At 41.8% G+C, this 13,100-nt stretch carries 11 protein-coding genes; 9 read left to right on the top strand and 2 right to left on the bottom strand.

Annotation, left to right across the window (positions count from 1 at the left end; all coding sequences use genetic code 11):
* Positions 1-38: 38 nt before the first annotated feature.
* Positions 39-818, bottom strand: coding sequence for a helix-turn-helix domain-containing protein (locus tag IGJ05_RS07190; protein WP_428209343.1), 780 nt, complete (start codon positions 816-818; stop codon positions 39-41).
* Between the two features lie 218 nt (positions 819-1,036).
* On the opposite strand from IGJ05_RS07190, the gene IGJ05_RS07185 reads away from it, so the two are divergent.
* Genes IGJ05_RS07185 through IGJ05_RS07175 form a run of 3 tightly spaced genes read left to right on the top strand, consistent with a single transcriptional unit; the run spans position 1,037 to position 4,106 of the window.
* Complete coding sequence (locus IGJ05_RS07185; protein WP_010747584.1) at positions 1,037-1,912, top strand: sugar phosphate isomerase/epimerase family protein; 876 nt, start codon at positions 1,037-1,039, stop codon at positions 1,910-1,912.
* A 1-nt stretch (position 1,913) separates the two neighbouring features.
* Positions 1,914-3,074 carry a Gfo/Idh/MocA family protein gene (locus tag IGJ05_RS07180; protein WP_010747585.1) on the top strand — a complete coding sequence of 387 codons (1,161 nt, stop codon included), beginning with the start codon at positions 1,914-1,916 and terminating at the stop codon, positions 3,072-3,074.
* Positions 3,075-3,089: 15 nt separating this feature from the next.
* A complete protein-coding gene (locus IGJ05_RS07175; protein ID WP_010747586.1) occupies positions 3,090-4,106 on the top strand; it encodes a Gfo/Idh/MocA family protein in 1,017 nt (338 codons plus the stop codon).
* 65 nt (positions 4,107-4,171) lie between these two features.
* Here IGJ05_RS07175 and IGJ05_RS07170 read toward each other — a convergent pair whose 3' ends face one another.
* Positions 4,172-5,002, bottom strand: a complete 831-nt coding sequence (locus IGJ05_RS07170; RefSeq protein ID WP_010747587.1) for a helix-turn-helix domain-containing protein — start codon at positions 5,000-5,002, stop codon at positions 4,172-4,174.
* A 219-nt stretch (positions 5,003-5,221) separates the two neighbouring features.
* Here IGJ05_RS07170 and IGJ05_RS07165 point away from each other — a divergent pair, with 219 nt between their 5' ends.
* The 6 genes from IGJ05_RS07165 to IGJ05_RS07140 all read left to right on the top strand — a co-directional run bounded on the left by IGJ05_RS07165 (position 5,222) and on the right by IGJ05_RS07140 (position 13,043).
* Positions 5,222-6,919 (top strand): sugar ABC transporter substrate-binding protein, encoded by a 1,698-nt coding sequence (locus IGJ05_RS07165; protein ID WP_231473213.1) that lies wholly within the window; start codon positions 5,222-5,224, stop codon positions 6,917-6,919.
* Between the two features lie 89 nt (positions 6,920-7,008).
* Positions 7,009-7,974, top strand: coding sequence for an ABC transporter permease (locus IGJ05_RS07160; protein ID WP_080646945.1), 966 nt, complete (start codon positions 7,009-7,011; stop codon positions 7,972-7,974).
* A gap of 18 nt (positions 7,975-7,992) precedes the next feature.
* Positions 7,993-8,889 (top strand): carbohydrate ABC transporter permease, encoded by an 897-nt coding sequence (locus IGJ05_RS07155; protein WP_010747590.1) that lies wholly within the window; start codon positions 7,993-7,995, stop codon positions 8,887-8,889.
* Positions 8,890-8,927: 38 nt separating this feature from the next.
* Complete coding sequence (locus IGJ05_RS07150) at positions 8,928-9,536, top strand: YesL family protein (RefSeq protein WP_081117184.1); 609 nt, start codon at positions 8,928-8,930, stop codon at positions 9,534-9,536.
* Positions 9,537-9,803: 267 nt separating this feature from the next.
* Positions 9,804-11,930 (top strand): glycoside hydrolase family 3 C-terminal domain-containing protein, encoded by a 2,127-nt coding sequence (locus IGJ05_RS07145; protein WP_010747592.1) that lies wholly within the window; start codon positions 9,804-9,806, stop codon positions 11,928-11,930.
* Between the two features lie 12 nt (positions 11,931-11,942).
* Positions 11,943-13,043 carry a glycosyl hydrolase family 8 gene (locus IGJ05_RS07140; protein WP_010747593.1) on the top strand — a complete coding sequence of 367 codons (1,101 nt, stop codon included), beginning with the start codon at positions 11,943-11,945 and terminating at the stop codon, positions 13,041-13,043.
* The last annotated feature ends 57 nt before the right edge of the window (positions 13,044-13,100 follow it).

The raw sequence follows: 13,100 nt of genomic DNA, 5'->3' as shown, positions 1-13,100 counted from the left end.
GAATCACGGGTTGCAAAGGATCAATCAAAATCAGATTGTTAAAGGTTTTGTTGTTGAAATTGACGAGGAGTCAGCTCAAATTCCTTTTTAAAGGCTTTAATAAAATGAGAATAATTAGTAAAACCAGCATCGTTGCAGGCAATCGTAATTGTGGCCCCTTCTAATAAACGCTCTTTGGCATAGAGCAGTTTCCGTTTTTGGATGTAGGCATGGGGACTAAAGCCGGTATGACGCTTAAATTCCCTAGTAAGGTGTTCGCGGCTAATAAACTGGGCTTTGGCTAGGGTCTCGACTTTGACGGGCTCTGATAAATGGTCTTGGATATAGTGAATGGCGTGGCGAACAACATGATTTTCTTTACTATTCGTCAAGGGAGTATTTTCTTTTTGCAAAGCTAAAAAGCGTTGATTGAGAAAAAGCAGAAACTCGTTAAAACATTGGGTATAGCGCAAGTCACTACCATATTCTTCAGAGGCACTATGTTTTTGTAAATCTTGAATAAAAGGTCGAACTTCGGTTAAACTTGTAGGCAAAAAATGACTTTGGCGGTTATTGATACGGGAAAAGCATAACGTCAAATCTGTTTTAGCGGAAGAATAATGGTGTAAATAAGATTCGTCAAAATAACAGAAAACGCGCTCATAACGGGCAGAAGGTAAGGTTAGCATCATGTGATGGATATCATGATGATGAATTAACAGGATATTTCCTGGTTGCATATGATAGACACAATCTTCCACGTAGTAATCCACTTCCCCATCTAATAGACAATAGATCTCATGAAAATCATGGTAGTGGTACTCTGGTAAAAATGTGATGGGGGTTTCGAAACAGGAATCTTTATAATAAAAATCGAAATCTTTTGAATGAAGATGATCTTGAATCGTTGCTACTGGTTTCGTCGGGGGTCACTCCTTTTTCGCAAGTTTCTCTGATGATATCACATCTAGCATGAAATGGGTCACATTATAGCGTTTTTATTATTTATAAATGTACGTATAATAGCCGTAACAAAACAAGAAAGAAGGTTCATTTAATGAACAACTTCACCATCACCGGTTTCGCAGATGAAATCGCAAGTGACTTAGATACACAAATCAAAGGACTGAAAGAAAACGGCATTGCCCATATCGAAGTCCGAGGCATCAATGGCGTCAATGTCAGTGAATTGACGCTGGATCAAGTACTTACTTACAAAGAAACACTCCATGAAAACGGGATCAAGATTTCTTCCATCGGCTCTCCCATCGGTAAAATCAGTATTGAGGATCCTTTTGAAGAGCATTTAGCGTTATTCAAACATGTTCTCGATGTAGCAGTAGCTTTTGAAAGTCCCTATGTCCGGATGTTTAGTTTCTTCATTCCAGAAGGCAAACCTGCCGACGACTTTCACGAAGAAGTGGTGAAGCGATGGAACCAATTTTTAGAGGTAGCCAAAGATTATCCTCAAATTACCTTGCTTCATGAAAATGAAAAAGACATTTACGGAGATATTCCAGAACGTTGTGCCAAACTTTTGACCGAACTGAACAATCCACAAGTCAAAGCGGCCTTTGATCCGGCCAACTTTGTCCAATGTGATGTGGAAGTCTATCCCCATGCCTATGAATTATTAAAAGATGAAATTGGCTATATGCACATTAAAGATGCCCATTTCGCAGATCATAAAGTCACACCGGCTGGACTTGGCGATGGGCAAGTGGAAGCTGTCTTGCGGGCACTTGTGGCAAACGGCTTTACAGGCTTTGCTTCCTTGGAACCCCATTTGTCAATTTTTGATGGCTTTGCGGCGTTGGAAAAAGAGGGCGTCTCCATTGAAGAAACAAAATCCGATGGTGAAAAACTGTTCACTGTCGCTAGTAATGCATTGAAAAAAATCCTTGTGGAAAACATGGGTCAGGAGTGGAACTAATATGGAAACAGTAAAAATCGGTATCGTCGGCGTCGGTAATATCGGCTCCTTTCATATGCGCAATGTCTTAGGTGGTGAATTAAAAAACGCTGAATTGGTGGCATTGTGTGATAACAATCCAGAAAAATTGGACCGTATCCAGGAACAATACGGGGATCAATTCAAATTATATGATGATGTGGATAACTTGTTGGCAGATCCAGAAGTGGACGCAATCATTATCTCTACGCCCCACTATGATCATCCTGTGATTGCCATTAAAGGTTTGCAAGCAGGCAAACATGTCTTAGTAGAAAAACCGGCTGGGGTGTATACGAAAAAAGTTCGGGAAATGATTGAAGAATCAGAAAAACATCCAGAACTGTCCTTGTCTTTGGTGTATAACCAACGGATGAACCCGACTTATCAAAAGGCCAAAGAACTCGTAGAATCCGGTCAAATCGGTGAATTGCGTCGGACCAACTGGATCATCACCAACTGGTATCGGTCCCAAAGCTATTACAATTCTGGCGGCTGGCGGGCCACTTGGAAAGGGGAAGGTGGCGGTGTCCTCTTAAACCAAGATCCCCATCAATTGGACTTGTGGCAATGGATTTGTGGCATGCCGGAACGGATTTTCTCCTTTGCCTATTATGGCAAACGTCGGGATGTGGAAGTGGAAACAGAAGTAACGGCCTATTGTGAATACGCAAATGGGGCCACTGGGGTCTTTGTGACAACCACTACGGAAACGCCTGGGACCAATCGTTTTGAAATCGTGGGTTCTCAAGGAAAAATCGTGATTGAAGATGAACAGTTGAAATTCTGGCGGACCGTTACCGATGAAAAAGAATGGAACGATACTTACACCGGCGGCTTTGGCGAACCGGAAGTTTGGGAAATCAAGATTCCTGTTGAATTTGACGGCAGCACCGGCCATTTGCGAGTGACGCAAAACTTTGTCAACAATATTCTCTTTGGCGAAAAACTGGTGGCACCAGCGACAGATGGGATTTATGGCTTGTCCATTTCTAACGCCATTCACCTCTCTTCTTGGTTAGGCCAATGGGTTGAGTTGCCGATTGACGAGGAGTTGTTCTTGGAAGAGTTAAACAAGAAAATTGCGGGCTCAAAATACAAAGATGTGAAAGAAAAAGTCTTGGATACTGAAAATACTTACTAAAAAGAGTGTGAAAAGATGATACGATTCGGAATTGTGGGCTGTGGCAATATCTCCGGTACCCATGCAGAAGCCCTTCAGAAAATTCAAGAAGCCCAGTTGACGGCTTGTTGCGACATAGATGAAGTAAAAGGGCGACGCTTTGGGGAAAAACATGGCTGTAGTTTTTATGGGAATTACCTAGACATGCTAAAAAATGGTGAGATTGACGCAGTAATCATCGCTACGCCGCATTATCTCCATGGCCAAATGACCCTGCAAGCTTTTGAAGCCGGGAAACATGTCCTATGTGAAAAACCGATGGCCATAACGGTCCAAGAAGCTGAACAGGTTTTAGCCAAATGGGAGGAACAGCCAGACTTGCATTATGCCGTGTGTTATCAAAATCGCTTCAACCCTTCCTATGCCCAACTGAAAACGATGATTTCCCAACAAGCTTTCGGGCAGTTAAAAGGAATCAAATGCGAGCTAACCTGGCATCGGGATAAAGGGTATTATGAGGCGGCATCATGGAAAGGTACTTGGAAAAAAGAAGGTGGGGGTACCTTGATCAATCAAGCCATCCATACCTTAGATGTGGTGACTTGGATGATTGAGTTACCAGAGAAAATCAAAGGCAAGATAATGACCACGCTTTTGGAGGAAACCATCGAAGTAGAAGACGCGGCGATGGCGACAGCAGTGCTTCCAGATGACGTGCCGGTGGTCATTCATGCCTCCAACAACTACTCTTCAGATCCCGCCCCATCCGTCACCTTTGATTTTGAAGAAGCCAGAGTGGTGTTGACCGCTGACAAACTGGTAGTCAATGACGTAGCGGCACCTCTTGAAGAAGGCATGGTAAGCGAAGTAGCTAAAGCTTACTGGGGAGCAGGACACCTGCGCTTTGTACGAGCCTTTGTCAATCAGTTAGTCGGCTTGCCAGATCCTCACGCAGAGTACCTCGCCGTTGCGGATGCGTTGGATTCTTTGAAGATGGTTTGTGGGATTTATGAGTCGGATCGTAGTGGGCAGTGGGTTCAACTGAATAAATAGTAAAAAACCATGGAGACTAGTTGGACTAGTGCTTCATGGTTTTTTGCTGAGGTGCATTCAATTTACTACAACAATTGTTGGTAGTAGAGATTGTCAAAGCGAATCAATGTCGGCTCCTTTCGTCCGCTACGGGCATTTTTCCGATAATCTTTTGGGGAGTGACCAATTTTCTGCAAAAAATTACGATTGAAGGTTCGCGTGTTTTGAAAACCAGATAAGCTAGCGACTTCTGTTATAGAATAATCGGAGTTTGCTAGTAAATAGCAAGCTTGATTGATGCGGTACTGGTTGATTAGTTTTGGAAAGGTGGACTCAAGTTTTTGGGTAATGACCTTGGATACGTAATCTTTACTATAGCCGATATCTTCACTCAGCTGACTCAAAGTAACTTCATTTTGAAAATGAGAAGAGACCCACAATAGAATTAATTCTAAAATATTCTCTTTGCCTCGTGTTTTGACTAGCTTGGTATGTTGCTCATATAGATATAAGATTTCATATAAAGCGGCTTTGTGTCTAAAAAATGAGTTGCTCTCAAATAATGAATCGTAGAGCTGATTAGATTTAGTGCGTCCCACCGGAATGACAGGATTTAAGAAGGATTTCCCTTTAATTAATGGAAGATAGTCTTCTAGATACTCGGGAGAAAAAATCCAAATATGACCAGAGTTTTCCATTTCAGCTTCTACTTGATGGGTTTGATAGGGGAGAATTAGGGCGATATCGCCAGCTTTTAAGGTGTGAATTTCAGAATCGATTGTCAATAGAAATTCGCCAGTTTCACCAAACCATAATTCGAAACTCCGATGAAGATGCTCAGGATAGCTGAGATTCTCCGGATGATATTCCACGTGGGAAATTTTTTCCCCGAAGTGATAGGATTCCAATTCAGTCATTTTTAACCCTCCCATTTAAGAAATCATAGTCAACTGATTACGTCTATTAGTGTACTGAAATTGTCTTGTTTTTGCAAGCGTTTCAGAGTAAAGTTGAATCAAGGAAGAGAAGTAAGCGCTATTAATTTATTTGAATCAGGGTTTAGAAGGAAGTTGTGTCGCAAGGTTTTTTTATGCATCAATGTTTGTTATTTAAACATACCAACGGAGGGGAAACACATGAAAAAGTTTGGAAAAGTTGCAGTGACAGCAATGGCACTAGCTTTATTGGCTGGGTGCGGTAGTGGAAATGGTAAAGGAGACAAAGATGGTGGCACGCAAGCCACAGATAGTGAGGGCAATAAAAAATATACAGCCTTTATGGCGGTACCTGGTTCTGAAGTTCCCGATGATTCTCGTTTAAACAATGTTTTTGCAGAAGAATTTGGTTGGCGAGTGAAAGTTAGCTGGCTGACGGGTCAAACTGCAAAAGAACGGATTGGGGTTATGGTATCTGGTGGCGAGTATCCAGATATCGTGGATGCTTCCGATGGTCGTTCAGCGATGATTGATGCTGGAGCTTATGTTCCCTTAGAGGATAAGCTAGATGACTATCCGAATTTGAAAGCCACATTAAGTGATATTCAATGGGAAAAAATTAAAGCTGATAATGATGGCCATATTTATACGATTCCACAATTTGCTCAAAAAGATGGTACCGTGGATACGGCAACTAGTTATGGTGGCGAAGCTTTCTGGATTCAAAAACGTGTCCTCAAATGGGCGAACTATCCAGAAATTAATACTGTCGAACAGTATTTTGATTTGATCAATAAGTATTTAGCTGAAAATCCTGATACTGATGGTCAAAAAAATATCGGTTTTGAAATCTTATCTGATGACTGGCGTTACTTCTGTTTGGAAAACCCACCGCAATTCTTAGCGGGATATCCAAATGATGGCGCAGCTATTGTCGATCCAGACACAATGAAAGCAAAAGTATATGACAAAATTCCAGAAGCCAAAGAATACTACAAGATTTTGTCTGAACAATTTGAAAAAGGAACGATTGACCCTGAAACCTTTACTGCTAAATATGACCAGTATATTGCAAAATTATCTTCTGGTCGAGTGTTGGGGATGATCGACCAAGGTTGGAACTTCCAATCTGCAAGAGATTCATTGGTTTCTCAAGGGAAAGATGAATTAACTTGGGCACCTCTTGATTTGACTTTGGATGAAAATGTTCAACCACAATACCGAGAAGGTGGCGTCTTGTCTACTCAAGGTGGGATTGGGATTACCACTAGCTGTAAAGATGTTGATGGCGTATTGCAAATGTGGGATGACATGGTTTCTGAAAAAGGGATGATCCTACGCAACTGGGGCGAAAAAGGCGTTGACTATGAAGTTGACGACGACGGCATGTTCTACCGCACTGACGAACAATGGGCAAATTGGAAAGATACCGATTATGTTCAAAAGAATAGTGTAGCGTTTGGTTATATGCCTGGTTACCGTGGTTACTTGCCAGATGGAAAAAATACAATTTTGCCTTCTGAACAAATCTCTGAATTCCGCAAAACATTGTCTGATATCGATAAAGAAGTGTTGGATGCTTATAAAGTAGACAACTGGACTCAAATGGTACGCTTGCAAGATCCAATTCAACCATGGTTCCCAATCTATACAGAACGGAACAAATGGACTTCTTCTGATCCAGCTGGGATTGCTAGTCAAAACATGCAAGAAGTGAAAATGCAATGGTTACCAAAAGTCATCATGGGCGGACCAGCAGCTTACGAACAAAACTGGGAAGATTATATGACTGCTTATGATAGTCAAATCGATTACAAAGCCTTTGAAGATACATTGACTAAAGAAGTGAAACGTCGGGTAGAAATCGAAAAAGAACTAGAAGCAAAAGTTGACAAATAGTCTGCTGTAGCGAGGTGATGGGAGTTGTGAAAATAACAACTCCCACAATCTTGCTTTGCTACATACTCGAAGATTTGGGGGAATAAGAAATGAGCGGAAATTCAACGATGTTAGATTCAAACGAGGGTATTCCAAAAGCAAAACGAAAAACATTTTGGGAACGTGTCTGGGCTCAAAAAGATCTGTGTTTACTTTGTCTGCCATTTGTCATTTACATTCTTTTCTTTAATTATGCACCGTTATCTGGCTGGTTGATGGCTTTCCAAAAATACCGTCCTGGTACTGGTCTTTTTGATCAAGAATGGATTGGACTTGAAAATTTCCGAATGTTGTTTGCTGATCCAAACTTTTTACGGGTTGTCCGCAATACTTTGGCAATGAGTTTAATCAATTTGACTTTGGGTTTTGTTTTCTCGATTGGCTTTGCGGTCTTATTGAATGAAGTCAAAAATAAACATTTAAAGAAAATCATGCAAACTGTCTCTTATCTGCCTTACTTTTTATCATGGATTATTGTAACAGGGATCGTGTTGGATGTGCTGAGTCCTGAAACGGGGATTATTAACCAACTACTGATGCAATTTAACTTTGTAGACAAGCCGATTAGTTTCCTTTCCGAACCGAAATATTTCTGGTGGATTGTTGGTTTCTCTAATGTTTGGAAAAGTACTGGTTGGGGAAGTATCATCTACCTTTCTGCGATGTCAGCTATCAACGAAGAACTGTATGAATCCGCCGAAATGGATGGTGCCAGCCGCTTGCGGAAAATCTGGCATATCACTTTACCAGGAATTAAACCAACAATCTTTATCCTCTTATTAATCAATATCGGAAATATCCTAAATGCTGGGTTTGAAGTGCAATACTTGTTAGGGAATGGCTTAGTTCAACAAGTTTCCCAAACTATTGATATTTTCGTGTTGAAATATGGGATTAGCTTGAACAACTACTCCTTTGCCACAGCAGCCGGGATTTTCAATGGTGTGATCAGTATCATCTTGATTACATTAGGTAATAAACTTGCCAAAGTTGCTGGCGAAGAAAGTTTGTTCTAATCAGAGGAGGAAAAAAAGATGAAACGAGTTGCGATTTCAGATCGACTATTCGATATATTTAAGTGGATTTTTCTAATTTTATTCACGTTGGCAACCCTGTATCCAATCTTAAACACCTTAGCAGTCGCCTTTAACGACGGACTAGATGCTTTGCGTGGAGGGATTTATCTGTGGCCACGAACTTTTACCTTGGATAATTTCAAAGCTGTTTTAGCCAAACAATCGTTACTAAACGCAGCTTTTATCTCGGTGGCTCGAACGGTGATTGCTACTTTATCACAATTGTTTTTAACATCATTGTTGGCTTATATCCTTAGCCGAAAAGAATTTATCTTTCGGACACCGGTTACTTTATTGTTCATCTTCACCATGTATTTGAATGCTGGGATAATTCCTAATTACATGTGGTTGAATAAAATCGGTTTGACGAATACATTTTGGGTTTATATCTTGCCGGGGATGATCAGTGCTTTTAACTTATTGGTTATCCGGACTTATATCCATGGAATCCCTGAAAGTTTAGTCGAAAGTGCCAAAATCGATGGGGCCAGTCATATCCGGATTTTCTGGAGCATTATCTTGCCATTGTGTAAACCAGTGTTGGCAACCGTTGCTTTATTTATCGCTGTTGGTCAATGGAACTCTTGGTTTGATGCGATGTTGTACAACGGCTTTAATGAAAAACTTAGTACGTTGCAATACGAATTGATGAAACTCTTGTCTTCTGTAACAAGTCAAGGGGCCAACGCCAATGATATGCAAAATGCCGCTCAAGCAGGTGGTGGCGGCATGGTGACCCCAACTTCGGTACGGGCAGCTACGACAATCGTCACAGCCTTGCCAATCGTCTGCCTGTATCCATTCTTGCAAAAATACTTTATCAGTGGTCTGACTATTGGTGGGGTTAAGGGTTAATTTAAGGCTTAAAAGAAAGGTTTTAAAAGGTGTTTATTATGAGAAAATCTGGAAATAGTCAAGCGATTATGGACAAGTTGAGTTTGGTAGCCGATTACTTATTGGTAGGCGTGCTCTGGCTACTTTGCTCAGTACCGCTTGTTACGACGGGGGCAGCAACTAGTGCCATGTATCGCACGGTTTATCAATGCATGTTCCAAAAAGAAGGCTATGTCTTAGGGACTTTTTTCAAGGCATTTAAACAGTCCTTTTTCCAAAGTTCATTGATTTGGACGGGGTATCTGGTGTTGGCAAGTTCTTTTCTGCTAAATCGTCAACAACTTGCTGGGAGTTATTCCTTGCTTTCAGATGCTATCCAAATTGTTTTAGGGATTTGTTTGTTGGTTCTCTTGCCCTTGGTGGTGTTGGTATTGGCTTATATTGCTCGTTTTGAAGATCCTTTAAGAATAATTTTACGCAATTGCGGTCTTTTAGCGCTAACCCATCTTGGAAAAATGATCCAAATGCTCGTCTTGTATACCGTAGTGATCGTAGGGATTTGGCTATTACCAGTTTTTGCTCTGGTGTTATTACCTGTTGTAGTGAAAAAAACAGTACCCATTTGTGAAAGCTTATTTGGATTTTGTACCATTGAAAATGCATCATAAGGATTAATTATCAAGATAAATCACATTCAGAAACACGGGAATATTCGAGCTAAATACATTGTAATGCCACTGTTTCCAGAAGCTGTCCGGTAAATCCTACAGGCTGTAGCAGCAATGCCAATTTAGTTCGGATATTTTTCTTGCAGAAACGACTACTCTTCTTGTTTGATCAGCTGCATGATTTTGTAGTATATCCCAGTTGATCGTAGCAGAGTATTGTCGGATTGTTTCTTATTGTAAAGTTGAAAGAATGTTGGAGGAAAAAACATGATTACCCATTCAGAGGCAAAAGTTGAAGCACAAAAAATTGTGGCACAAATGACCATAGACGAAAAAATTGGTCAAATCAATTTCCGCGCCCCAGCCATCCAACGCTTGGGCATTACGGATTATAACTATTGGAATGAAGCCCTTCATGGCGTGGCGCGGGCGGGGGTTGCCACCGTCTTTCCGCAAGCGATTGGCTTAGCAGCAATCTTTGATGATCAGTTGATGGAAGAAATTGCTGGGGTGATTGCTGAAGAAGGCCGTGCAAAATACAACCAGTACCACGCAGAAGGAGACAATGATATCTACAAAGGGTTGACATATTGGTCGCCTAATATCAACATTTTTCGGGATCCACGTTGGGGTCGCGGGCAAGAGACTTATGGCGAAGATCCTTATTTGACGTCTCGACTTGGTGTGGCTTTTATCAAAGGCTTGCAAGGGGACGGCCCTTATCTGAAATTAGCGGCCTGCGCCAAGCATTTTGCGGTTCATAGTGGACCAGAAGCGGATCGCCATTCTTTCGACGCGGTAGTGAATGATAAAGATTTGTATGAAACTTATCTACCTGCTTTTGAAGCTGCTGTAAAAGAAGCCGATGTGGAAAGTTTCATGGGAGCCTACAATGCAGTAAACGGGATTCCAGCATGTGTGCACCCCGAATTGTTACAAGATATTTTACGTGGTAAATGGGCGTTTGAAGGGCATGTTGTCTCAGACTTTGGCGCTTTGGAAGATGTTCATGAGCACCATCACTATACTGAAAATGCGGCGCAAACCATGGCCTTGGCGATGAAGATTGGTTGCAATCTATGTGCAGGGAATGTTTCTGATAGCTTGCATCAAGCGTTAGCAGAAGGCTTGGTGACAGAAGCAGAAATTACGCAAGCAGTAGTAGAACTTTACACAACTCGCGTTCGTTTGGGCATGTTTGATGAGACCAATCCTTATAATGCTATTCCTTATGAAGCCAATGATAGTAAGGAGCATATGGCACTATCTTTGAAGGCTGCCGAAAAAGCTTTAGTTTTGTTGAAAAATGACGGCATCTTACCGATTAAAAAAGAAAGCGTAAAAAATGTGGCAGTCATTGGCCCAAATGCTCGTAGTATCGAAGCATTGCAAGGCAATTATTTTGGTGTTGCTTCGCGAAATGTGACTTTCTTAGATGGCATTCAAGACTATCTGGAAGATGATGCACGGGTGTATTATGCGCCAGGTTGTCACTTGTTCCAAGAATATGCAGAATCGACCTTGTCTCGTCCTCATGAGCGAGCATCAGAAGCAATCATCGCTGCCAAACATGCTGATACCGTGGTGATGTGCCTTGGTTTGGATCCGACAATCGAAGGAGAACAGGGAGATTCCGGTAATGTCTACGGTTCTGGTGACAAAGAGACGTTGGGCTTGCCGGCAGAACAGATTCGCTTGTTAGATCAAATTTTAGCATTGGATAAACCAGTGATTTTGGTAGTGGCAGCTGGTTCAGCAATTTCTCTGTATGGTCGAGAAGAGCATCCAAATCTTCATGCCATCCTTCATGCTTGGTATCCTGGTAGCCAGGGTGGAAAAGCGTTAGCGAAAGTCTTGTTTGGAGAAATTAGCCCAAGTGGTAAATTACCAGTGACATTCTATCGGACCACTGACAATCTACCGGATTTCAAAGATTACGGCATGAAAAATCGGACTTATCGTTACTTGGAGGAAAGTCCCTTGTATCCATTTGGTTACGGTTTGACGTATGGCCAAATTGCTTTGGCTGATCTGCAAGTAGAGACGCAAGAAAAAGACTACTTGATCAAGGGAACCATTACCAATACCAGCGATTGCGCTATGGAAGAAGTACTACAAGTTTACGTTAAAACCGATTCGAAACATGAAACGTTAAATGGTAAACTCGTGGCCTATAAACGTGTAGCATTGGCACCCGGAGAAACAAAAACGGTGACGGTACCTGTTGCCAAAATCAATCTTACTGTGGTTAATGAAGCGGGGGAACGATTATTTGATGGCGAACAAATTACCTTTACGTTAGGGACAACCGCGCCATGTTCACGGGCTCAAGAATTAGGCCAACCGGCACCACTTGTGGCAACAGTCCCACTTGTGGAAACCGTAGTAATTTAGTAGGAGAAACGGATGAAAACATATACGAATCTTTTTAAAACATATGGTTATGATGAAAATGAAATCCAAGACCGTTTAACGCAAATCTGGGAAGAAATTTTTGTCGGACCGGATAAGGTTTATTTTGAAACAGCAGATGCAGGTTATCTAGTGGATACCGGAAACGATGATGTACGGACAGAGGGCATGAGTTACGGCATGTTGATGGCGGTTCAGTACGACAAAAAGGAAGTCTTTGACCGGCTTTGGCGCTGGGTGATGACTTATATGTATATGGATAGCGGGGAACATGCCCATTATTTCGCTTGGTCGGTCGCTCCTTCTGGTCAGAAAAATGCTTATGGACCCGCTCCGGATGGGGAAGAATTCTTTGCCTTGGCGCTGTTTTTTGCAGCCAATCGCTGGGGGGATGGAGAAGGGATATTCAATTACTCTCATCATGCCCGAGAATTGTTGAACTATTGTATTCATAAAGGGACTGAATTTCCTGGCATGCCTATGTGGAACAATGAAAATAAATTAATCAAGTTCATCCCAGAAGTAGAATTTACCGATCCTTCTTATCATGTACCGCATTTTTATGAACAATTTGCTCTTTATACAGAACCTAGCGACCGGCCGTTTTGGAAAGAGGCGGCGAGGGCTAGTCGAAGGTATTTGAAAAAGGCCATTCATCCAGAAACTGGGTTGAATCCAGAATACAGTTGGTACGATGGCAGTCCACAATTGGAAAGTGAACATCCGCATTTCTTTAGTGATGCCTATCGGACAGCCATGAATGTGGCGCTTGATATGCAGTGGTATGGTGAAGATGTTGTACTCAAAGATCGGTTGGCTCATTTGCAACAATTTTTCCATGCACTACCAGCTGGGGCAGAAAATTACATTTATACTGTGGAAGGGGAAAATACTGGAGAAGAAATCTTACATCCAGTAGGCTTGCTAGCAACCTTAGCCGCGGCCTCCCTTGCAAATCCTGAAACAGAAATCGCCCGAGAATTTGTGACACGTTTCTGGCAAACGCCCCTTCGTAAAGGCGTGCGCCGATATTATGATAATTTTTTGTATGCTTTTGCCTTTATGGCTTTGAGTGGTAACTATCGTATTTACTAATTTTTTGACTGGTCAGCAGAGGTATTGAGGAAAATCTCAGACTAGGCTGACCAGTTT

The sequence above is a fragment of the Enterococcus sp. AZ167 genome (assembly GCF_051714025.1).
Lineage (GTDB): Bacteria > Bacillota > Bacilli > Lactobacillales > Enterococcaceae > Enterococcus_D > Enterococcus_D casseliflavus.
This window is presented reverse-complemented; position numbering and strand designations above follow the sequence as displayed.

Coding starts and splice junctions, on each gene's coding strand:
- IGJ05_RS07180 (WP_010747585.1), top strand. CDS start 1,914: ATGGAAACAGTAAAAATCGGTATCGTCGGCGTCGGTAATATCGGCTCC.
- IGJ05_RS07165 (WP_231473213.1), top strand. CDS start 5,222: ATGAAAAAGTTTGGAAAAGTTGCAGTGACAGCAATGGCACTAGCTTTA.
- IGJ05_RS07145 (WP_010747592.1), top strand. CDS start 9,804: ATGATTACCCATTCAGAGGCAAAAGTTGAAGCACAAAAAATTGTGGCA.
- IGJ05_RS07185 (WP_010747584.1), top strand. CDS start 1,037: ATGAACAACTTCACCATCACCGGTTTCGCAGATGAAATCGCAAGTGAC.
- IGJ05_RS07155 (WP_010747590.1), top strand. CDS start 7,993: ATGAAACGAGTTGCGATTTCAGATCGACTATTCGATATATTTAAGTGG.
- IGJ05_RS07160 (WP_080646945.1), top strand. CDS start 7,009: ATGAGCGGAAATTCAACGATGTTAGATTCAAACGAGGGTATTCCAAAA.
- IGJ05_RS07175 (WP_010747586.1), top strand. CDS start 3,090: ATGATACGATTCGGAATTGTGGGCTGTGGCAATATCTCCGGTACCCAT.
- IGJ05_RS07140 (WP_010747593.1), top strand. CDS start 11,943: ATGAAAACATATACGAATCTTTTTAAAACATATGGTTATGATGAAAAT.
- IGJ05_RS07150 (WP_081117184.1), top strand. CDS start 8,928: ATGAGAAAATCTGGAAATAGTCAAGCGATTATGGACAAGTTGAGTTTG.
- IGJ05_RS07170 (WP_010747587.1), bottom strand. CDS start 5,002: ATGACTGAATTGGAATCCTATCACTTCGGGGAAAAAATTTCCCACGTG.